Genomic DNA, 21,405 nt, shown 5'->3' with positions numbered 1-21,405 from the left:
GAAGCTAGGCGAGCTGCCAGGTGACGCGGATGCTGGTGGACATCTCGCTTTCACCGAGTTCCACCGGCATGGCCGGGGCCCCTCCGGCTTTCGCGGCGGCCGCGAAGGCGACGCGCGGGGCCGGGGTCGGGCCCGAGATGTTCTCGGTGATCTCGACGACCGGACCGAGTGCGCGGCCCGCCCGCGACACGTACTGTTCGGCCTTGCTGACCGCGTGCTCCCAGGCCTCGTCGCGAGCGCGGACCATCAGCGATTCCTCATCGGCCACGGTCAGCGTCAGCCCGCCCAGCCGCACATCGTCACCTCCGGCGGCGACGGCGTGGGCGATGATCGCGGCGGGCCCACCGTCCTGGCCGGACTTCGCTTCCGCGTCGGGCCCGGCGATATCGCGCAGAGTCACGGTCAGCGACGTCCCCGCCGAGTACCCGACCAGTTTCTCCCGATTGCCGTCGGTCCACACGGTGTCCGCCCGCACGGTCAGTCCGCTGGTGGAGATGTCGCGACCCTGCACCCCGTCCCCGCGCAGCGACTGGATCACCGCGTCGGCCCGTTCCCCGGCGCGCGCGTAGGCCGCGGCCACGGTGTCGGCGCGGGTGTCCACGGAAATGGCGACCCGCATGATGTCCGGTGTCGCACTGGCGCTCCCGGATCCGATCATCGTGATGGTGCCGACGTTGTCGCTGGTCACGCGGTCCTCCTCGGTCGATGCGGGCGCAACCCAGCCGATGCTACCGACGCCGGGTGACCCCTCGCCCGTGCCGCGCGGACGGCCCGCGTCAGGCGGCCGGATGTCCGCTGCCCGTGGCCTCGGCGAGGGTGTCGGCGAGTGAGCGTGCGCCCGTGGCGATCTCGCTCGCCGCGGCCAGATCGAGCCGCAGGTCCAGGTCGGGCGCGTCGGCCGGTCCGTCGTGGTGGGTCAGGCCGGTCTCGGTGATCACGTAGTGGAAGGCGGTGTCGCCGATACGGACCGTGACCGTGCCCGTGGGGACGAGTTCGGCGACGGACCGCCCGAGGGGGAACGCGAACCAGTGGGCGCGGACCGCGTCGGTGGCGCGCTGCTCCCCGAGCTGGGCGGTGCCCCAGGCCGAGAGGGTGTCGAGGACCGGCCGCAGCGCCGCACCGGAGTCGGTGAGTTCGTAGAGCGCGGTTCCCGCTCGCGGCCCGATGCGGCGTTTGGTGAGAATCCCGTCACGCTCGAGGTCCTTGAGCCGGGCGGCCAGCACGTCGGTGCTGATGCCGGGCAGGTCGGCGAACAGGTCGCTGTAGCGGCGCGGGCCCGAACAGAGTTCGCGGACCACCAGTAGATTCCACCGGTCGCCGACGATGTCGAGGGCGCGGCTCACGGTGCAGTAGTGGTCGTAGCTTCGGCGTGGCACGATCCCACTGTAACCAACAACTTGGAAATACCAAGTGCAAACTTGGAAATTCCAAGTAGAGTGTGCGGCAACCACACCGAGAAGAGGTCGTTCATGCAGGTGAAGCAGTCGAGCAAGCTGTCGGGCGTGTCCTACGAGATCCGTGGACCGGTCGCCGAGCATGCCGCACGGCTGGAAGCTGAGGGGCATCACGTCGTGAAGCTCAATACGGGTAACCCACTGCCCTTCGGCTTCGAAGCACCCGCCGAACTGCTCCAGGACATGGTCCGCAACCTGCCGCAGTCCAGCGGCTACTCCTCGTCCAAGGGCCTGCTCTCGGCACGCCGCGCGGTGGTGCAGTACTACCAGACCCTGGGTCTGAGCGAGATCGACGTCGAGCAGGTCTTCCTCGGCAACGGCGTCTCCGAACTGATCATGATGGCCATGACCGCGCTGCTGGAGAACGGCGACGAAGTCCTGGTTCCCGCACCGGATTTCCCGCTCTGGACCGCCGCCACCGCGCTCAACGGCGGCCGTCCCGTGCACTACATCTGTGACGAGCAGGCCGACTGGATGCCGGATCTGGCCGATATCGAGTCCAAGATCACCGACCGCACCCGCGCCCTGGTCATCATCAACCCGAACAACCCCACCGGCGCCGTGTACTCGCCCGAGGTGGTGCGGCAGATGCTGGAGCTGGCGCGCCGCCACAACCTGGTGGTGTTCTCCGACGAGATCTACGACAAGATCCTCTACGACGATCTCGAGCACACCGCCACCGCCGCCCTGGCCCCGGATGTGCTGTGCCTGACCTTCTCCGGACTCTCGAAGTCCTACCGCGCCGCCGGTTTCCGCGGCGGCTGGCTGGTCGTCTCGGGCCCGGTCGAGCACGCCGAGAACTACCTCGAGGGCCTGACCATGCTGGCCGGTCTGCGGCTGTGCGCGAATGTGCCCGCGCAGCAGGCGATCCAGGCCGCCCTCGGCGGACACCAGAGCATCTACGACCTGACCCTGCCCGGCGGCCGGCTGCGCGAGCAGCGCGACCGGGCGTGGGAGGCGCTCAACGCGATCCCGGGCATCTCGTGCGTGAAGCCCAAGGGTGCGCTGTACGCCTTCCCGCGCATCGATCTCGACATGTACAAGATCCACGACGACGAGCAGTTCGTCCTGGATCTGCTGCTACGCGAGAAGATCCACATCGTGCAGGGCACCGGCTTCAATTGGCCGCGCCCCGACCACTTCCGGATCGTGACGCTGCCGCATGCCGATGAGCTCGAAGCGATCATCGAGCGCATCGGCCGCTTCCTGGCGACCTACCAGCAGTAGCGATGCGCCGAGTGGCACATCCAGCATGTGCCACTCGGTGGATCAGACCGGTCGGCCGGCCGTCATGCCGCCGTCGACGACGAATTCGGCGGCATTGCAGTAGCTGGATTCCTGGCTGGCCAGGAAGACGACCACGTCGGTGACTTCCTGGGGCGTGCCGAGCCGGGCCAGGGGATTGGCCGCGCGATCGGCGGTGGTGCCCTCGGGCACCCCGATCATCGGGGTCAGGATCCCGCCCGGGTGCACGGAGTTCACCCGAACCCCGTGCGGGGCAAGCTCGATCGCCGCGGACTTGGTCAGCCCGCGCACCCCGAACTTGGAGGCGGTGTAGGCGTGCGCGCCCGGCACGCCCTGGATTCCGGCGGCGGAGGAGATGTTCACCACCGACGCGGGCCGCGCCGCCACCAGGGCGTCCCGGGCGGCGGTCAGGCCCAGGAACGGTCCCGTCAGATTGATGGAAAGCGCACGCTGCCACTGTTCTTCGGTGTATTCGCCGAGCGGTCCGAAGTCGAGGATGCCGGCGTTGTTGATCAGCACGTTCAGCTTGCCGAATCGTTCGACGGCCGCGTCCACCGCGACCCGCCAGTCCGCGGCGCTGGTCACGTCGAGATGGACGAACGCCGCCGCGTCACCGAGTTCGGCGCCCAGCTTCATCCCCGCCTCGTCGGAGATGTCGCCGATGAGCACCGAGGCGCCCTCGGCCACGAACGCGCGCGCGTGCGAGGCGCCCATTCCCGATGCGCCGCCACTGATCAGGGCTACCCGCCCCTCGAGCCGTCCGCTCATGCTCGCTGCCTTCCGTCGAAATCGATGATGGTCCGCTCCGGCCGGAACACGCAGCGGGTGGAGGTGTAGATGGTGGGCATGCACTTGTTGCAGTGCACGCAGGCCGACTGGGTGCCCGCCTCGGATTGGATGCGCCGCAACAGGTCCGGTTCGCGCAGCAGCGCCCGGCCCATGGCGACGAACTCGAAGCCCTCGGCGCGGGCCAGGTTCATGGTGTCCAGATTGGTGATGCCGCCCAGAAGGATCAGCGGCAGGGACAGTTCCCGGCGGAACTGGCGGGCCCGCTCCAGCAGGTACGCCTCCTGATACGGGTACTCCTTGAGGAAGGCGCGCCCGACCACCTTGAAACCGAGCCGCGCCGGACCGGGCAGGACCTCGGCGAATTCCTTGCGCGGCGCGTCGCCGTGGAACAGCAGCATCGGGTTGAGCAGTGAGCTGCCCGCGGTCAGTTCGAGCGCGTCGAGCGCGCCGTCGGCTTCGAGCCAGGCGGCCACCTGCACGCTCTCGGGGATAGTGAGCCCGCCGCGGCGGCCGTCCTCCATATTGAGTTTGGCGGTCACCGCGAGCCGGTCGCCGACGGCTTCGCGGACGGCGCAGGCGATTTCGCGGGCCAGCCGGGCCCGATTGACCAGCGGCCCGCCCCAGCGGTCGCCGCGCCGGTTGAGCAGCGGGCTAAGGAACGAGCTGACCAGGTAGTTGTGGCCGAAATGGATTTCGACGGCGTCGAATCCGGCTTGCTCGGCCAGCAGCGCGGCCTGCGCGTGGGCTGTGATGAGTTCGCGGATCTCGGCGTCGCCGGGCACCTTCATGGCCTTCATGCTCAGCGGGCTGAACAGCGGGCTCGGCGCGAGCGCGGGCACCCGGTTGGAGGCGGCGTTGGCGACCGGTCCGGCGTGCCCGATCTGGGCGCTGGCGGCCGCGCCCTCGGCGTGCACGGCGTCGGTCAATTCCCGCAGTCCGGCAACGGCTTCGGGCCGCATCCAGATCTGGTGCCGGTCGGTGCGCCCGCCCGGCGCGACCGCGCAGTAGGCGACCGTGGTCATGCCGACCCCGCCCGCGGCGACCTCGCGATGGAAGTCGATGAGTTCGGGGGTGACCAGCGCCTCGGGGGTGCGGCCCTCGAAGGTGGCGGCCTTGATCACCCTGTTGCGCAAGGTGATCGGGCCGAGTTTCGCCGGTGCGAAGATGTCGTTCATGGTTGTTCTCCCGATGCGGTGAGTCCGGCCACCACGAAGGTGCGCAGGGCCGTGAGCGCCGATTCCGGCATGCCGTGATCCTCGATCTCGGGTGCGCCGAATCGCATGATGATCAGGTCGAAGGCCAGCATCCAGCGCTGCGCGGCCTGGCCCCGGGACAGTTCCGGCAGTAGCGGCGCCCAGGAATCCATCTGGAACCACGGCCCACGCCAGGTGGTCAGATGCCGTCCCAGGACGAAGCGGGCCAGCAGCCGTAAGTGCAAGCGCCCCAGCGGATCTTCGGCCAGGGTGACGAACGGCGCGAGGATGGCGTCCACCACCGCGGGCACCGAATCGCGTCCGCCTCGCGCCCCGGACAGGCCCTCGGCCCACAGCGGCCCGAGCCGATCCTCGATGAGCGCGCCGACCAGCGCCTCCTTGGATCCGAAGTGGTAGTGCACGGCCGCCGGATTGGCCCCGGCCGCCGCGCACACCGCCCGCACCGAGACCTCGTCGTACGGCTCGGTCAGCAGCAGTTGCTCCGCCGCGGCGATCAGCCGTTCCCGCGTTCCCGCGGACACCTTCTCGACCATGCCAAGCAGTGAAACACGGTTCAATCAGTATTTCAATCAGTGATTGAAATACTGATGGAAAGGATCCCGGTGAGCGGCTACTCGCTCTGCGCCCACGCGGCGACGGGCAGTGTCAGATAGACGCCGATCGTGGCGTCGACGAACTTCTCGATATCGGCCAGCAGCCGGTCACAGCGTTCCTGCCGGTTGTCGGCACGACTCGCGAAGTACTTCGACCGGATCTCGATGACCACGTCCAGCCCGGACCGGTCGAACTTGCCCAGTGGCCGGAAACGGATCTCCACGTCCCCGGGCTGCAAATCCCCGTCGTAGGGCTCCTCGGGGCATTCGACCGCCTGGGACACCAGGTGCGGCAGCCATTTGCCCAGCTCCCGCAGGACCGTCTCGGGCAGTTCGGCCTTGTGGGTCACCTCGACGAGGGGCATCGCCCCAGTCTATGGATCGAGATTCAGCGGGCGTCGAGGATGCGCCGGACCGGGGGTCAGGAGGTGCGGACGCTGGCGATGATCTGCTTGGCCTGGTCGGCGGCGAGCTCGCCGGTGGTGCCGCGGTCGGCGAGGATGGCCAGCACCAGCAGGGCGTTCTTGGGGCCGGTGAAGGCGAAGGTGTAGATCGAATAAGTCGTCGTGGTGCAGCCGGCCGCGTCGGGCTTCCAGCTGCCGGAGGTCTCCACCTGCTGGCCGGCGATGCCGCTCGTGGTTTTCACCGCGGTGGGCGCGCCCGCGGCGCCGCCGGATTTGTCCATGTAGCCGCCCTGGGCGGAGATCTTCGCGACCTTGAGCGCGGCCGCGGCCGGATCGCTGCCGTCGGCGCGGGTGACATAGGCGAGCGACCGGTACGCCGAGCCGGGGCAGTAGCCGCTGCCCTCGGTGGCCTTGCCGTGGCCGGTGAACGTGCCGTCGATCCCGGTCTGCGGCACGGTGTCGGCCGGATCGCCCACGGTCCAGCCGCTCGGCACGTCGTAGCTGACGCCGTAGGCCGGCACGACCACCGTCCCCGCGCCCGGCTTGGGCGCACCGGACTTGGACGGCCCGGTCGACGGTCCTCCGGAGCGGCTGGTGGGAGCCGGGCCCGCGGTGGTGCTGGGCGCGGCGGTGGTGGAGCTCGACGAGTCCCGGGTCAGCGCGTACGCCGCGATCCCGCCGCCGACGACCACGATCACGGCCACGAGGGCGGCCAGCACGATCCAGGTCCGATTGCCTCCGCCGCCCGGCGTGGGCTGCGGTTGGCCGTACCCCGGAACGGGCTGCTGGCCAAGATAATTCGGTGCCGACTCCTGACCCGGGTACGCACCGGACGGGTAGCCGGGGACGGGCTGACCGGGGTAGATCGCCGTCGGATCCTGCCCCGGGTATCCCGGAATCGGCTGCTGCCCGGTGTAAACCGCCGTCGGCTCGTAGCCGGACGGGTTCGGGACCGGTGCCTGGCCGGGGTAGACCGCGGTCGGTTCATAGCCGGGGTGGTTCGGGACCGGTGCTTGCCCGGGGTAGACCGCGGTCGGCTCGTAGCCGGGGTGGTTCGGGACCGGTGCTTGCCCGGGGTAGACCGCAGTCGGTTCGTACCCAGGATGATTCGGGACCGGTGTGTAGCCGGGGTGCACTGCCGTGGGCTCGTAGCCGGGCTGGTTGGGCACCGGTGCCTGGCCGGGGTACACGGCGGTCGGTTCGTAGCCGGGGTGATTCGGGACGGGCGTTTGTCCGGGGTGGACGGCCGTCGGGTCGTAGCCCGGGTAGACCATGGTCGGGTCCGGTGTTATCGGCTGGTGCCCAGGGTAATTCGTGGTCGGCTGCTCGCCCCAGACGCGGTTCGGGTCCTGCGGGGCGTGCGCGGGCGTCACCGGGCTGTCGGGGTTGCGCCACTGATCATGGTTGTCCGTCACGGTGTTTCGCCCTCGTCCCCGGCTCGTCGCCTGTCAGGGCCAACCCTAGCGGCTGGGTATCAGGCGTGCTCGGCGGGCGCGTCGGGGTCGGCCGGCGGCGCGGGCGGGGTCGCGGGGGACACCCGGATGACTCCCGCGTCCAGGTCGAGGCTCACGCGCGGCTGGTGCAGCTGGCCGCCGCCGTCCTCGCTGCCGTCGTCCTCGAGCTTCTTGCCGGGGAACAGTTCACCGAATACACCCACGGATCCACCATAGCCGTCAGCCGCGGTGGTAGCGCGGACCGTGATAGCCGTAGCCGCGCCGGCCCCGCGCGAACACGAAGAACAGCACCGGGAACAGGAAGAACGGGAAGATATGGGTGACGATCGCGAACACCAACGCGAGCGCCACCAGCGCACCCGCCCCGACCGGCACCAGCGGCAGCGCGCGGCGCGGAGCGGGCGGTGCGGCCTGGACCTGCGGAGCCGGAGGTTGCGGCCGGGGTAGGTCGCCGAACAGTACGGCCAGCTCGCCCGCGGTCTTGGCGGCGTACGCGCGTCCCACCCGGTCGTCGTATTCGTCGAGGTCGAGGCGGCCGGCCGCGAAATGCTCACCCAGCGCCGCGGCGGCCTGCTCGCGTTCCGCGGTGCCGACGCGCACGGTGGGCGGTCCGTAGACCGCGGGATCGAAATCGGTCATGACATCCGCCTCATGGGAGGGAGGGAATTTCGTTGTCCGCCAGCGTAGGCGCGTTCCGGGCGGCGCGCCTGCACGCGTCGGCGTAATCCCGCGTACGCCCGCCGACGTACGCGGGACGCGACAGGGGTGGCGGTGTGGTCACACGCCGGTTCGGCGCGTGGGGCGATCGCGTCGTCGGCGGAGCGCGCCGGTTCTCAGACTCCGTCGTGCGCCGAGACGGCCCGCACGGCGGCGTCGGCCTGGGCGTACGCGGCGGCCGCCAGCCGTTCCAGGAGCGCGAGTTTGATCTGCGGGGCCTGGCTGGTGAGCTCGTCGAAGCGGGCGGGCGGCAGCACGGCCAGCCGGACGGTGGTCTCGGCGTACACGTCGTTGGCGTAGCGCATGTCCGCCAGCATGGAGGTCTCGCCGAACGACATGCCCGGGGTGAGGGTGATCAGCCGGTGCCGCCGGTCGTCGCGGTCGGTGAAGGTGAACCGGACCCGTCCGTCGAGGATCAGGAACAGTCCGCAGCGTGGGCTGTCGCGCGGCACGATGAGTTCGCCGCGCGCGACGGTGCGGGTCTCGAATTCCTTCGCCAGCCGCTCCCGGTCGTCGGCGGGCATGTCGGCGAGCGCGGGATGCTCGTCGACGGTAAGGGCGGCGGGGCAGTGCTGCCCGGCGGGCCGGTGCTTGTCGAGGACGAGTTGTTCGCACCATTCGGTGGCGGCGTCGCGGTCGATGAACACTCGCCCGTTCACGTCGGCGGGGTTCAGGCTGGAGGCGAGCCGTCCGAGTTTGGCGTCCGGATCGACCAGTCCCACAGGGCAACCGGCGGCGGCCAGCTCGGTGCGCAGGTCCTCGATCATGCGGACGGCGATCGGGCTGACATCCCCGACCTCCTTCAGATCCAGCACCAGGACCTCGAGTTCGCCTGCCGTGTCCTCGACGGCGCGCACCGCGGATTCGGCTCCGGCGAACAGCAGGTCGCCGTTCAGTTCGAAGATGCGCGCGTGGTCGCCGAATTCGTGCAGCACCGCCAGTTCGTCGGGGTCGCGGCGCAGCCGGGAGGGCGCGTCGGCGACCGTGTACGCGGTCCGGATGGCGGTGTGCGCGGCCCGGGTCACGTGCAGGAAGTGCAGGCCCAGCCGGGTCGACAGTTCCCGGCACGCCTTGACCCCGCGCACGCTGCTGCCGTGCGCGTCCAATCGCGGTGAGTACACCGCGATTCCGATCTGTCCGGGCAGCACCGCCAGGATGCCGCCGCCCACACCGCTTTTGGCGGGCAGTCCGACGGTGGTCACCCAGTCCCCGGCCGCGTCGTACATGCCGCAGGTGGTCATGACCGAGAGCACCTGCTGGACGAGTGGTCCGGTCAGGGCGCGTTCCCGGGTGAGCGGATTGACGCCGTTGTTGGCGAGGGTGGCGGCCATGACGGCCAGATCGCGGCAGGTGACGTCGATCGAGCACTGCCGGAAGTAGCGGTCGACCGCTTCGTCCGGATCGACGTCGATGATGTCGGCCCCGCGCAGCAGATACCCGATGGCGCGATTCCGGTACCCGGTGCGCGCCTCGGAGGCGTAGACGTCCTCGTTCATGGTGAGTTCGCGCCCGGCGAATCGGCTGTAACTGCGCCGGATTCGGGCGAACCGGTCGGCGGCGTCGGTCCCCTTGACGAGTCCGGCCGCGGCGATGGCCCCGGCGTTGATCATCGGATTACGCGGTCGCTGGGTCTGCGGATCGAGGCTGATCTCGTTGAACGGCTCGCCGGTCGGCTCCACGTCGATGCGCCGCGCCACCTCGGCCAACCCCTGGTCGGCGAGCGCGAGCGCGTAGGTGAAGGGCTTGGAGATCGATTGAATCGTGAAGGCGGCGTCCAGATCTCCGCTGCCGTAGACACGCCCGTCCGCGGTTGCCAGGCAGATGCCGAACGAATCGGGTTGCACGGCGGCGAGTTCGGGAATGTAGTCGGCAAGCGTTCCCGACGTGTCGGCGCGACAGAGCTCGTACACTTCGTCGATGATGCGGGCCACGACGCCGGCGGAGGGGACCACAGGCCCAGCGTAACGGGCGTAATCTGTGTTGAGCCTCACATCTGTTACGGATGTCGCAGGTGGTGTTTCGTTCCTGGCATCGGGGGCCGGAAAGGGCTCCGTAGACTGTTGCAAACACAGGAGACATCCGGAGGGAGCAATAGCCGTGGGAGTGCTTTCCCGGGTCGACATGCCCGAGGATCTGCGCCGGCTGTCGGTACCGGAGTTGCAGGAGCTGGCCGAGGAGATTCGCGAGTTCCTGGTGCGCAAGGTCGCCGTCACCGGCGGGCACCTCGGGCCGAACCTCGGCGTCGTGGAGCTGACCATCGCGTTGCACCGGGTCTTCGACTCGCCTGCCGACCCGATCATCTTCGACACCGGGCATCAGGCCTACGTGCACAAGATCCTCACCGGCCGCAAGGACGGGTTCGACACGCTGCGCAAGGAAGGCGGGCTGTCGGGTTATCCGTGCCGCGCCGAGAGCGCCCACGACTGGGTGGAGTCCTCGCACGCGTCGGCCTCACTGTCCTACGCGGACGGGCTGGCCAAGGCGTTCGCGCTGACCCGGCAGAAGCGGCACGTGGTCGCGGTGGTCGGTGACGGCGCGCTCACCGGCGGCATGTGCTGGGAGGCGTTGAACAATATCGCCGCCGGGCAGGACCGCTCGGTCATCGTGGTGGTCAACGACAACGGCCGTTCCTACGCGCCGACCATCGGCGGTCTGGCCGAGCGGCTCGCGGGCCTGCGCACCCAGCCCGCCTACGAGCACGCGCTCGACGCCACCAAGCGGATCGTGCAGAGCATTCCGCGCGTGGGGGATTCGGCGTACTCGATGCTGCACGCCATCAAGACCGGCATCAAGGACGCGGTCGCGCCGCAGGAGCTGTTCAGCGATATCGGCGTGAAGTACGTGGGTCCGGTCGACGGGCACGATCAGGTCCAGTTGGAGGCGGCGCTGCGTCGCGCCAAGGACTTCGGTGGTCCGGTCATCGTGCACGCGGTGACGCAGAAGGGCCGCGGGTACAAACCGGCCGAGGATCACGAGGCCGATCAGATGCACGCCATCAACCGGATCGATCCGGAGACCGGTGTGCCGGTGGGCGGCCCGTCCGCGCCGAGCTGGACCTCGGTGTTCTCCGCGGAGCTGATCGCGCAGGCCGAGCAGCGGGACGACATCGTGGCGATCACCGCCGCCATGCCCGGACCGACCGGTTTGACCCCGTTCGGAAACCGCTTCCCGGACCGCATGTTCGACGTCGGCATCGCCGAACAGCACGCCGTGACCTCCGCGGCCGGTATGGCCCTGGGTGGTCTGCACCCGGTGGTGGCCATCTACTCCACCTTCCTCAACCGCGCCTTCGACCAGCTGCTCATGGATGTGGCGCTGCTCAAGCTCCCGGTGACGCTGGTGCTCGACCGCGCCGGGATCACCGGTGACGACGGCGCTTCGCACAATGGCATGTGGGACCTGTCGGTACTCGGCATCGTGCCCGGCATCCGGGTCGCGGCGCCGCGTGACGCGGTGCGCCTGCGCGAGGAGCTGGGGGAGGCCCTGCACATCAGCGACGGCCCCACCGCGATCCGTTTCCCGAAGGGCGTTGCCGTCGAGGAGATCGAGGCGGTCGAACGTTTCGAGGGCGTCGACGTGCTGCGGCTGCCCGAGACGGGTGACGTCGCGTACTCGGTGCACGCGGATGTGCTGCTGGTGGCGGTCGGCGCGTTCGCCGGGCTCGCCCTGGAGGTCGCGGATCTGCTGGCGGCCGAGGGCGTTTCGGTGACCGTGGTCGACCCGCGCTGGGTGTTGCCGGTCTCGGACACGCTGGTGAAGCTGGCCGGCAATCACCGCCTGGTGGTCACGCTCGAGGACAGCGGCCTGCACGGCGGCATCGGTTCGACGGTGTCCGCGCGGCTGCGCGGCGCGGGCGTGGATGTGCCCGCCCGCGATCTCGGTGTGCCGCAGCACTTCCTGGACCATTCCACGCGCGGCAAGATCCACCAGGATCTGGGCCTGGTGCCCGGTGAGGTGGCGCAGCGGGTGCACGGCTGGCTCGGTGCGGTCGCGTCCGGCGACCTCACGCCGTCCGGTGATGATCTCGCCGAGGCGCTGCTGCCCGCCGCCGAATGACGAGGCGGACCGCGGCCGGGTGACCGGCTCGCAGCTCACGGACCCGCGATCCTCGGATCGCGGGTCCGTTTTTCTAGGCGGAGCTGGACTTCTCGCGTAGATTCTGTAACAGGTTACAGTTTTCTGGTCAGGAGTTCGGATGTCGTTTGTGCTGGTCGAGAAGCCGCGTCCCCAGATCGCGCTGGTCACGTTGAATCGGCCGGAGCGGATGAACGCCATGGCGTTCGATGTCATGGTGCCGCTGCGCGAGGCCCTCGAGGAGGTCTCCGCCGACAACGAGGTGCGCGTGGTCGTCCTCACCGGCGCCGGGCACGGCTTCTGCTCGGGCGCGGATCTGCAGCACGTGGGCAGGGTGCCGGGTGTAGAGGGCTTGACGCGCACCACCATCGGCCGCCGCTCGATGGAACTGCTCGACAATGTGATGCTCACGATCAAGCGCATGCACCAGCCGGTGATCAGCGCCATCAACGGCGCGGCCATCGGCGGCGGCTTCTGCCTGGCCATGGGCACCGACATCCGGATCGCCTCGGAGGACGCGTACTTCCGCGCCGCGGGCATCAACAACGGCCTCACCGCCGCCGAACTCGGCATCAGCTACACGCTCCCGCGCGCTATCGGTTCGACCCGCGCCTTCGAGATCATGCTGACCGGTCGCGACGTCGACGCGGCCGAGGCCGAGCGCATCGGCATCGTCTCCCGCGTGGTCCCCGGCGACAAACTCCTCGAGGCCGCCTACGACACCGCCGACCAGATCCTGCGCTGGAGCCGCAGCGGCGGCGAACTCACCAAGCGCCTGCTGTGGAGCGGCCTGGAAGCCGGCAGCTTCGAATCCCACATGCAGACCGAGGGCATGGCCCAGCTCTACGTCCGCCTCACCACCGAGAACTTCGACGAGGCCGTCCGCGCCCGCCGCGACCGCCGCCCACCCAACTTCCTGGACTGACAACTCCCCGGGAATCGGTGGGCGGCGGCCCGGGTCCCTCGGCTCCCTGCCGAGCAGAGGGACCGGCTCACCGACGGCTGGCGCTACCGGTCGGGAACAGCTGCGAACTGCCCAGGCTGGGGAGAACGATCTTGGGGAGCGCGGCGCTGCCGGAGATCGTGCCGTCCCCGTGGCAGGCAGCCTGCGCGGGCGGCGTGACGCTGATCGACCCGGCCGGCGCGGCGACGACGGTGACGGTGGCGTCGGCGAAGGAGGAGCCCTTGATCGCGCGGATCTTGTGAGTTCCCGGTGTGGTCGGAACCCACGTGATCCGCGTGTAATTGTGGATCCCGTCGGTGTCGGTCGCCGGGGCGCTCGCGACGCACGATCCGTTGTCGAAGGTATCCACGAAGGGGTTGAGCTGTCCCCCGTCGAGTCCGTAATCGATCCCGTACGACGTGAAAATCGTGTAGGCCTGGCCCACCACATATGACCCAGGCGCCACGCACGGTGTCGACGCTGCCGGATTCGAGGGGCAGGCCAGGATCTCGACCGGACCGACGTCCGCTGCGGCGCTGGGCGCGGTCAGCGCGGTGACCGCCGCGCCGATGACCAAAGTCGTTGCGCCCCAGCCGATATGTCGCAGGGTCCGGTTCGTGTTCGGCATTCGTGAGCTCCTTCTGCGTCCCCTGGGTGTGGGGGTCGGCAGAATCTATCCCGCGCGCCCAGCGTGACGAGAAGGAAGCGGAAAACCCATGTGCCCCAACTTCTTTGGGCCACGGACCCGGGGGCAGCCGATCGGCTCGGCCGAGGCTGCCGCTACGCCTTCGGGTAGAGGGCTTCGCTGAGGCGCGGCACGGTCAGCGCGCGCTGCCAGGGGCGGGCGCCGCCGGCGGAGAGGAAGTCCTCGATGAGGGTCGGCGCCCCGCCGTTGGTGACCGACTTGGGCAGGCCGTCCCAGCACATGCGGCGGAGCAGGTCGGGGGTGAGGAGGTTCTCGACGGGCACCGCGACCTCGGTGGAGAGTTCGGTCATGGCGGCGCGGGCGCGCTGCAGGCGGGCGGCGGCGGCCGGGTCGCGGCGTTCCCAGCGGTTGACCGGGGGCGGGCCGTCGAAGGGCTGGGTGAGCGGGGGGAGCTCGGTGTCGGGGAGGGCGCGGGCCCGTTCGACGGCGCCGAGCCATTCGCGGGAGTAGCGGCGCTGGCGGGGGCCGCCGAAGATCGGCAGGGCGCGCAGGGCGGCGATGGTCTTTGGCTCGCTGGTGGCGGCGGAGACGATGGCCGAGTCGGGGAGGATACGGGCCGGGGCCACATCGCGCAGGCGGGCCAGGCGGTCGCGGGTCGTCCATAGTTCGCGGACGATGGCGAGCTGGCGGGTGCGGCGCAGGGTGTGGATGCCGGAGGTGCGCCGCCAGCGGTCGGCCTTGGGGCCGGAGGGCTCGGCGGTGCGGACGTGCTCGAATTCCTGTGCGGCCCACTCGGATTTGCCCTGGTCGGACAGGTCGGCGGCGACGGCGGCGCGCAGTTCGAGGAGTAGCTCGACGTCGAGGGCGGCGTAGTTCAGCCAGTCGTCGGGCAGCGGGCGGGTGGACCAGTCGGCCGCGCCGTGGCCCTTCTTCAGTTCGCGGCCCAGCAGCTTCTCGACCATGGCGGCCAGCCCGACCCGCTCGTATCCGGCCAGGCGTCCGCCCAGCTCGGTGTCGAACAGTTCGGCCGGGTACAGCCCCAGCTCGGCGAGCCCGGGCAGGTCCTGGTCGGCGGAGTGCAGCACCCATTCCAGGCCGTTGATGGCGTCGGCGAGCGGGGCCAGGTCGCCGTCGACCGGGATGGGGTCGATGAGGAAGCTGCCGGCGCCCTCGCGGCGCAGCTGGATCAGGTAGGCGCGATTGGAGTAGCGGAAGCCGGAGGCGCGCTCGGCGTCGACCGCGAGCGGGCCGGTGCCGGCGGCGAGGCGGCGGGCGGCCGCGGCCACTTCGGAGGCAGAGTCCAGTACCGGCGGTACACCGTCCACTGGCGCGAGCAACGGTACCGCGGCAGTGGCTTCGGGTTCATCTGGTACGGACATGGTCTTGAACTCTACGGGTTGGGCAAGCGCGAGCCGCGTCACGTCGGTGAAACGACCGGCCGTGACACTGCGTCGGGCCATGGGGAATCGTACTCACCGGCTGTCGATTTCGTTGCAGTACAGATGTTCTCGCAGGCAAGAGGGGGTTTCCCGCCCGGACGGGCGGGAATTCGGCCATCGGTGGGCGCGACCGGGGCCGCAATTTACTCGGTGCCCTCGCCCCGGCGCACGTCCAGCCGGGTGACCCCGGCGGGCGGCAGCCCGGCCGCGTACGCCAGCACCTCGCAGAACGCCTCCACGTGGGGGCGCAGGTTGGTGTCGGTGACGGTCCAGGAGGCCCGTACCTCGAGCTGGTGGGCGCGCGGCGGCCCGGCGATGTCGCCGTAGCGGACCGAGCTGGTGGCGGTCACCGTGCCGCCCAGGGCGGTGAACGGGGTGCGCGAGTCGAGCGCGTCGACCAGCCAGCTCCACGCCACCTCGGGCAGCAGCGGGTCCGCGGCGAGCGCGGAGTCGATGTCGGCCTGGCAGTACGCGACCAAGCGGAACACGCCGTGCCAGGCGTCCTGCCCGGCCGGGTCGTGCAGCAGGATCAGGCGGCCGAACGCGTCCCCGTCGGAGTCGACGGGCACCACATTGCTGTCGGGGCGCGTGACTTCCGCCCCGAGGGCGTAGGAGTACGGCGCCAGGCGTTGGGGCGGGCGGATCGGTGCGAGTTCGATGCGGGGATGCACTGATGCGGTTCCCATGGCCTCGACCGCGGCGCGGAACCGGGCTGGTTCTTCGGGCTCCGGGGTCGGGGCAGCGCCGTCGCGGAAGTCGAGCGGTGTCACGAGACGCAACCGTAGACCTCTCGGGTACCCAGCAGTGCGAGGCGCGCCGCCGCGCCCCTTTACGATGGGCGGCGATGACTACTCACGCCCGCCGCCAGCTGACCGATGCCCCGTTCCTCGCCGCCGCCACCGGTGGCGTGCCGCATCGGCGTCCGGTGTGGTTCATGCGACAGGCCGGTCGGTCCCTTCCCGAGTACCGCGAGGTGCGTGCCGGAATCGGCATGCTGGAATCGTGTTTCGACCCGGAACTGGTGTGCGAGATCACCATGCAGCCGGTCCGCCGCCATGACGTCGACGCGGCAATCCTGTTCTCCGACATCGTGGTTCCGCTCAAGGCCGCGGGCATCGACCTCGACATCGTGGCCGGTGTCGGCCCGGTCGTGGCCAACCCCGTGCGCACCGTCGCCGACGTGCGCGCCCTGCCGCGGCTGCGCCCCGAGGACGTGGGCGCGGTCACCGCGGGCGTGAAGCTGCTGCTCGACGCCCTGGGCGAGACCCCGCTCATCGGATTCGCCGGTGCCCCGTTCACTTTGGCGTCGTACCTGGTCGAGGGCGGGCCCAGCAAGAACCACGAGCGCACCAAGGCGATGATGCTCGCCGACCCCGAGACCTGGCACCAGCTGCTGGGCGTGCTCACCGACATCACCATCGAGTTCCTGCGCGCGCAGATCGCCGCGGGCGTGGACGCGGTGCAGCTGTTCGACTCGTGGGCGGGCGCGCTGTCGCTGGCCCAGTACCGCGAATACGTTATGCCGCACTCGGAACGGGTCTTCGCCGAGATCGCCGACGCCGGCGTGCCGCGCATCCACTTCGGTGTCGGCACCGGAGAACTGCTGGGCGCCATGGGCGAAGCGGGCGCGGATGTCGTCGGCGTCGACTGGCGGATCCCGCTCAATGAGGCCGCCCGCCGCGTCGGCCCCGGAAAAGCGTTGCAGGGCAATCTGGATCCCGCCGTCCTGTTCTCCGGACCGGCTGCCATCGACGCCGAGGTCCGCCGCATCGCCCGTGAGGCCGACGAGGCGATCACCCTCGGTGCGAAGGGTCACATCTTCAACCTCGGCCACGGCGTCCTGCCCAACACCGACCCGTCGGTCATCACCGACACCGTCGCCCTGATCCACAGCCTCCCCACCCCGCTCTGACGCGCAAACCTCCAGGTGACGGGGAGATGCCGGGTTCGATTCCCGGCACCTCCCGTGTCCTGGGTCCCGTGCGAACCGGCTGCTGTCAGCGGGACACCGGCTACTGACGCGTCCGAACGCCGGGAGTAGGTTGAGCTGCGGAGCGGCTCGACGTCGAGGTGCGGGTCGCGCGCCGCGGGCTGTGCGTTCGCGGCGGTGAAGAGCGGACGAGGAGTGGTCGATGCGGGTCGCGGTGGTCGGTGGCGGGATCAGCGGGCTGGTGGCCGCGTACCGGCTGCGGCAGGCCCTGGGGGAGTCGGCGGAGCTGGTGCTCGTCGAGGAGCGCGACCGTGTCGGGGGAATTCTGCGGACCGTCGACATCGACGGTGATCCGGTGGATCTGGGGGCCGAGGCGTTCGTGGGACGGCGGCCCGAGATCCCGGAATTGATGCGGGAATTGGGGATCGAGGATCAGCTCGTGTTCCCGGCTGGAAAGCGGCCTTTGGTGTGGTCGGAGGGGCGCGGGCATCGCCTGCCCGAACGCACCCTGATGGGCATCCCCGCCGGACCGGAATCGGTTGCGGGACTGGTGGATGCGGACACCCTGGCCCAGGTCGAGGCGGAGCCCGCGCGGCCGCTGCGCTGGAAGTCGGGTGCGGATGTCTCGGTGGGTGACCTGGTCGGTGACCGTTTCGGTGAGCAGGTGGTGCGCCGCAGCGTCGACCCGCTGCTCGGCGGAGTCTATGCGGGCCTGGCGAATTCGATCGGCGTGCGCGCCGCGCTGCCGACCCTGGCCGCGGCCCTGGATCGAGGCGCGAGCAGCCTGACCCAGGCCGTCTCCGCGGCCCTCCCGCCCCCGAGCACGGCCCCGGTGTTCGGCGGCATCCGCGACGGCTACCGCGTCCTGCTCGACGCCCTGCGCGCCGCCGCCGACGTGAAGTCCGAAACCGGCACCGCCGCAACCCGTCTCACCCGCACCGCGACCGGCTGGCAGCTGGACCCGATCGGCGAGGTGGACGCGGTCGTGCTCGCGACCCCCGCCCCCGTCACCGCGCGCCTGCTGCGCGAGGTGGCCCCCGACGCCGCCGACCTGGCCGCCGGCATCGAACTCGCCTCCTCGGCCGTGGTCGCCCTCACCCTCCCCGTCGACACCGCCCTGCCCGACAACTCCGGCATCCTCGTCGCCACCGGTGAACCCCTGCGCGCCAAGGCCTTCACCCTCTCCAGCCGCAAGTGGCCGCACCTCGCCACCCGCGACGTGGCTCTGGTCCGCGCCTCCTTCGGCCGTTTCGGTGACGACTCGACCCAGTCCTGGTCCGACGCCGGCCTCACCACCGCCGCCGTCGAGGACCTCACCACCGTCACCGGCGCCGACATCCGTCCCCTGCACGCGGTCGTCCAACGCTGGCCCGGCGGCCTCCCGCAGTACGCCCCCGGCCACGTCACCCGCATCCTCGACCTGCGTTCCACCACAACAGATCTCCACGGCCTGGCCCTGGCGGGCGCGTACCTCGATGGTGTCGGCGTCCCCGCCTGCGCCGCCAGCGGCAGCAAGGCGGCCGCCCGCATCGCCGCCCACCTGACCTGACGCGATTACCGCGCGACGAGGTCTGACGGGTCGGTGTTCGCGCCGCACACGATGACTGCCACGCGCTCACCGGGGGAGGGGGCGTAGGCGCCCGAGAGCAGGGCCGCGAGGGCGGTTGCCGCACCGTGTTCGACGGCGAGTCGCCGCGTGTCCCACAGGGTTTGGCGGGCGGAAGCGATCTGCTTGTCGGTGACGAGGACCGACTGGACATCGCCTTCGGCGGCGGCGGAGAGGGACATGGGGGTGACGCGGCGCGCGCCCAGGGAATCCGCGGCGATGGAGTCGATGTCGACGTCGACGGGTGCCCCGGCGGCGAGGGCGGCATTGAAGGCGCGGCAGTTCTCGGGTTCGACGGCGACCACCCGCACGCCGTGGTGGTTGGCGGACACCGTGATTCCGGCGAGCAGCCCGCCCCCGCCGACCGCGACCAGCACGGTGTCGAGGTCCGGTATCCGGGCGACGATCTCCTCCAGCAGGGTCCCCGCGCCCGCCGCGATGTACGGGTCGTCGTAGGCGTGGGAGCGCAACGCCCCGCTGACGGCGGCGAACCGCTCGCATTCGGCGGCTGCCTCGGCGTAGCCGCCGTTGCCGCACAGCACCTGCGCGCCGAGCTTCTGGAGCCGGGTCAGTTTGACGGCCGGGGTGGCATCGGGCAGGAAGACCGTGGCGGTGGAGTCCGCCAGTCGCGCCGCCCACGCCCCCGCCGCGCCCGCGTTCCCGCCGGAGGCCAGGGTGATCCCGACCTTCGGCAGCCGCCCCTGTTCCTGGTGCGCCAGCACGAAATTCGCGGCCCCCCGCGCCTTGAAACTGCCGGTGTACTGCGTGTGCTCGAGCGCCAGCCACACATCCCCGGCCACCGGCGCCGTCTCGGTGTCGGCGCGGGTGAGGACGACGGGCCGGGTGTGCCCGGCGATCCGTTCGGCCGCGGCTGTCACGTCGGCATGGGTCAACTGCACGTGCGCTCTTTTCGTTCGATCTGGTCAGATTTCCGGTCGGGCGCGTCGTTCCGCGCGCACGGCGTGCGGGAAACCCCGCCGATCGACCCCCTGATTACACTGTAACTTACGATGGATATATGCCCAGGAACTCCCAGTCGCTCGCCGAGGCGACTCCCGAGGCGATCGCCCGCGCGGGGTTGGAGATCATCGAATCCCGCGGCGCGAGCGAGCTGAGTTTCCGCACCATCGCCGCGCATCTGCGGGTCTCGCACACCACTGTGGTGCGCCGCGGCGGCGGCGATTTCAACGGCCTGGTCGAACTCGTGGCGGACGTCCTGGCCCTGGACCTACCCGAGGTCCCGCCCGGCGCCGGCGACTGGTCGGCGTCCACCGAGCGCCGTTTCTCGGCCTGGTACGACCTGCTGACCGCCTACCCGGGCCTGGTCATGCTGCGCGGCCCGCGCCCGTGGGTGGGCCGCCGCATCCTGGCCCGGCTCACCGAACCGCAACTGGCCGACAACATCTCGCTCGGCCTGACCCCGGAGCAGGCGTTCTTCGCCTACCGCGAGTGCTACCTCTACACGCTGGGCTGCGCGAGCCTGGTCGAGTTCCGCGACCGCAAACCCACCCAGCTCGCCACCCGGGGCCGCCTGGCCGCCCTGGATCCCGATGAATTCCCGATCATGGCAACCCATCTGGACACGGTCACCGAGTTGCTCACCAGCGACGCCGTCTTCCACGACGGCCTGCGCCGCATCATCGCCTCCTGGGTGGCCACCGCCCGCTGAATCCGCTGTCCGTCCTGCCCGATTCCGGGCGGTCGGGGGCGCAGTGGCACGATGGGGGCCATGGCGCGACTCGACTTCAAGGCCCTCAACGACACCATCCGCTACCTCATGTTCTCGGTGTTCCAGGTGGAGCCCGGCGAGCTCGGTGAGAACCGGGCGGCGGCGATCAAGGAGGCCAAGGCCTTCTTCGAGTCGCTCGAGGAGCGCGGTGTCGTGGTGCGCGGCATCTACGACGTCGCGGGTCTGCGCGCCGACGCCGACTTCATGATCTGGTGGCACGCGGAGAAGATCGAGGATCTGCAGGCCGCGTACGCCGATTTCCGCCGCGTCACCGAGCTGGGCCAGATCTCGAACCCGGTGTGGAGCCAGGCCGCCCTGCACCGCCCGGCCGAGTTCAACAAGTCCCACATACCCGCGTTCCTGGCGGGCGAGGAGGCGGGCAACTACATCTGCGTGTACCCGTTCGTGCGCTCCTACGACTGGTACCTGCTGCCCGACGAGGAGCGTCGCAAGATGCTCGCCGATCACGGCAAGGCCGCCCGCGACTACCCGGACGTGCGCGCCAACACGGTCGCGTCCTTCGCGCTGGGCGACTACGAGTGGATTCTCGCCTTCGAGGCCCCGGAGCTGCACCGCATCGTGGATCTGATGCGCGATCTGCGAGCCACCGAGGCGCGCCGCCATGTGCGCGAGGAGATTCCGTTCTTCACCGGTCCGCGTGTGGAGCTCGAGCAGCTGATCAACGCGCTGCCCTGACGTCTTCGGCGGGTTGCCGCGGCGGTCATTGCCGCCCGGTAACCCGCTGCCTGCCCGCAGAATTCGGGGCATGCGGGACATCGTTCTACCCCATAGCGTTCGTGTGACCCGATCCGCCTGCGCTGCCCGAGGGGTGTGGCCCGCGCGTGTCGAGTCGACGCGGTAGCGCTTGTTTGCGGGCGCGGGTTGTCCTTCGCCCCCGAACATGTGCTCCCCGTATCCCAATCTCCCCGCGACTGGCCGGGTTCGAGAAGCCACATCTGTCAGTTGCCGGTCGTTAGCCTGTATGGGTGGACTCATTCGCGGCAGCGCTGGGCCAGGAAAGATCCGATATACCTGTACAACTCGGATATAGCGGACTCGTCCGGAAACGAATGGCGACCGGACTCGCCGATACCGCGATCGGCCTCGGAGCCCGACAGACTACTGTGAGCGCGATCGATTGGTCTGCAAGTTTGTCTCTACCGACATC

The 21,405-nt window shown here is 70.1% G+C and carries 21 protein-coding genes; 7 read left to right on the top strand and 14 right to left on the bottom strand.

The genetic code is table 11. From position 1 onward, the window contains the following. Window positions 1–4: 4 nt before the first annotated feature. Together ACWEOI_RS19620 and ACWEOI_RS19615 are read right to left on the bottom strand one after the other, a co-directional pair. A complete protein-coding gene (locus ACWEOI_RS19620; RefSeq protein WP_452360498.1) occupies window positions 5–688 on the bottom strand; it encodes an SIMPL domain-containing protein in 684 nt (227 codons plus the stop codon). Between the two features lie 88 nt (window positions 689–776). Beyond that, complete coding sequence (locus tag ACWEOI_RS19615) at window positions 777–1,376, bottom strand: winged helix-turn-helix transcriptional regulator (RefSeq protein ID WP_433672502.1); 600 nt, start codon at window positions 1,374–1,376, stop codon at window positions 777–779. Window positions 1,377–1,397: 21 nt separating this feature from the next. On the opposite strand from ACWEOI_RS19615, the gene ACWEOI_RS19610 reads away from it, so the two are divergent. Next, a complete protein-coding gene (locus ACWEOI_RS19610) occupies window positions 1,398–2,681 on the top strand; it encodes a pyridoxal phosphate-dependent aminotransferase (RefSeq protein ID WP_452360497.1) in 1,284 nt (427 codons plus the stop codon). 42 nt (window positions 2,682–2,723) lie between these two features. On the opposite strand, the gene ACWEOI_RS19605 is transcribed toward ACWEOI_RS19610, so the two are convergent. The 8 genes from ACWEOI_RS19605 to glsA all read right to left on the bottom strand — a co-directional run bounded on the left by ACWEOI_RS19605 (window position 2,724) and on the right by glsA (window position 9,822). After that, complete coding sequence (locus ACWEOI_RS19605) at window positions 2,724–3,467, bottom strand: SDR family oxidoreductase (protein WP_452360496.1); 744 nt, start codon at window positions 3,465–3,467, stop codon at window positions 2,724–2,726. Then, window positions 3,464–4,663, bottom strand: coding sequence for an oxidoreductase (locus tag ACWEOI_RS19600; protein WP_433672505.1), 1,200 nt, complete (start codon window positions 4,661–4,663; stop codon window positions 3,464–3,466). Before ACWEOI_RS19600 ends, ACWEOI_RS19605 begins: the two co-directional genes overlap by 4 nt. Then, on the bottom strand, window positions 4,660–5,235 hold the full coding sequence (locus ACWEOI_RS19595) for a TetR/AcrR family transcriptional regulator (RefSeq protein WP_452360495.1): 576 nt from the start codon (window positions 5,233–5,235) through the stop codon (window positions 4,660–4,662). Before ACWEOI_RS19595 ends, ACWEOI_RS19600 begins: the two co-directional genes overlap by 4 nt. Window positions 5,236–5,312: 77 nt before the next feature. Next, window positions 5,313–5,660, bottom strand: a complete 348-nt coding sequence (locus ACWEOI_RS19590) for a hypothetical protein (RefSeq protein ID WP_379280041.1) — start codon at window positions 5,658–5,660, stop codon at window positions 5,313–5,315. 56 nt (window positions 5,661–5,716) lie between these two features. Then, complete coding sequence (locus ACWEOI_RS19585; protein ID WP_452360494.1) at window positions 5,717–7,114, bottom strand: hypothetical protein; 1,398 nt, start codon at window positions 7,112–7,114, stop codon at window positions 5,717–5,719. 59 nt (window positions 7,115–7,173) lie between these two features. Next, window positions 7,174–7,356, bottom strand: a complete 183-nt coding sequence (locus ACWEOI_RS19580; protein ID WP_357283124.1) for a hypothetical protein — start codon at window positions 7,354–7,356, stop codon at window positions 7,174–7,176. A gap of 16 nt (window positions 7,357–7,372) precedes the next feature. Continuing rightward, a complete protein-coding gene (locus ACWEOI_RS19575; RefSeq protein WP_452360493.1) occupies window positions 7,373–7,792 on the bottom strand; it encodes a DUF1707 SHOCT-like domain-containing protein in 420 nt (139 codons plus the stop codon). Window positions 7,793–7,986: 194 nt separating this feature from the next. Continuing rightward, complete coding sequence (gene glsA / locus ACWEOI_RS19570; protein WP_452360492.1) at window positions 7,987–9,822, bottom strand: glutaminase A; 1,836 nt, start codon at window positions 9,820–9,822, stop codon at window positions 7,987–7,989. A 145-nt stretch (window positions 9,823–9,967) separates the two neighbouring features. Here glsA and dxs point away from each other — a divergent pair, with 145 nt between their 5' ends. Then, entirely contained in the window at window positions 9,968–11,926 is a 1,959-nt protein-coding gene (gene dxs / locus ACWEOI_RS19565; protein WP_433672510.1) for a 1-deoxy-D-xylulose-5-phosphate synthase, read from the top strand. 139 nt (window positions 11,927–12,065) lie between these two features. Next, window positions 12,066–12,869, top strand: coding sequence for an enoyl-CoA hydratase (locus ACWEOI_RS19560; RefSeq protein WP_452360491.1), 804 nt, complete (start codon window positions 12,066–12,068; stop codon window positions 12,867–12,869). Window positions 12,870–12,936: 67 nt separating this feature from the next. Here ACWEOI_RS19560 and ACWEOI_RS19555 read toward each other — a convergent pair whose 3' ends face one another. The 3 genes from ACWEOI_RS19555 to ACWEOI_RS19545 form a co-directional block, all read right to left on the bottom strand. Next, entirely contained in the window at window positions 12,937–13,515 is a 579-nt protein-coding gene (locus tag ACWEOI_RS19555) for a hypothetical protein (protein ID WP_452360490.1), read from the bottom strand. Between the two features lie 152 nt (window positions 13,516–13,667). Next, window positions 13,668–14,912: an HRDC domain-containing protein gene (locus ACWEOI_RS19550; RefSeq protein ID WP_452360489.1), complete on the bottom strand. Its 1,245-nt coding sequence runs from the start codon at window positions 14,910–14,912 to the stop codon at window positions 13,668–13,670. Window positions 14,913–15,115: 203 nt separating this feature from the next. Then, window positions 15,116–15,742: a DUF3000 domain-containing protein gene (locus tag ACWEOI_RS19545; protein WP_357093771.1), complete on the bottom strand. Its 627-nt coding sequence runs from the start codon at window positions 15,740–15,742 to the stop codon at window positions 15,116–15,118. A 74-nt stretch (window positions 15,743–15,816) separates the two neighbouring features. Here ACWEOI_RS19545 and hemE point away from each other — a divergent pair, with 74 nt between their 5' ends. Together hemE and ACWEOI_RS19535 are read left to right on the top strand one after the other, a co-directional pair. Then, a complete protein-coding gene (gene hemE / locus ACWEOI_RS19540; RefSeq protein ID WP_433672514.1) occupies window positions 15,817–16,884 on the top strand; it encodes a uroporphyrinogen decarboxylase in 1,068 nt (355 codons plus the stop codon). Between the two features lie 220 nt (window positions 16,885–17,104). Next, complete coding sequence (locus tag ACWEOI_RS19535; protein WP_452360488.1) at window positions 17,105–18,451, top strand: protoporphyrinogen oxidase; 1,347 nt, start codon at window positions 17,105–17,107, stop codon at window positions 18,449–18,451. Window positions 18,452–18,456: 5 nt separating this feature from the next. Here ACWEOI_RS19535 and ACWEOI_RS19530 read toward each other — a convergent pair whose 3' ends face one another. Further along, the gene (locus ACWEOI_RS19530; protein ID WP_452360487.1) at window positions 18,457–19,407 is read right to left on the bottom strand and encodes a serine/threonine dehydratase; all 951 of its coding nucleotides are present in this window, start codon (window positions 19,405–19,407) and stop codon (window positions 18,457–18,459) included. Between the two features lie 119 nt (window positions 19,408–19,526). On the opposite strand from ACWEOI_RS19530, the gene ACWEOI_RS19525 reads away from it, so the two are divergent. Next, window positions 19,527–20,177 carry a TetR/AcrR family transcriptional regulator C-terminal domain-containing protein gene (locus tag ACWEOI_RS19525; protein WP_452360486.1) on the top strand — a complete coding sequence of 217 codons (651 nt, stop codon included), beginning with the start codon at window positions 19,527–19,529 and terminating at the stop codon, window positions 20,175–20,177. A gap of 60 nt (window positions 20,178–20,237) precedes the next feature. Next, complete coding sequence (gene hemQ, locus ACWEOI_RS19520; protein ID WP_357093786.1) at window positions 20,238–20,933, top strand: hydrogen peroxide-dependent heme synthase; 696 nt, start codon at window positions 20,238–20,240, stop codon at window positions 20,931–20,933. Window positions 20,934–21,405: the final 472 nt, after the last annotated feature.

It is taken from the genome of Nocardia sp. NPDC004340 (assembly GCF_053602575.1).
The sequence above is the reverse complement of the archived record's forward strand: the minus strand, read 5'-3'. Positions and strand labels throughout refer to the sequence as shown.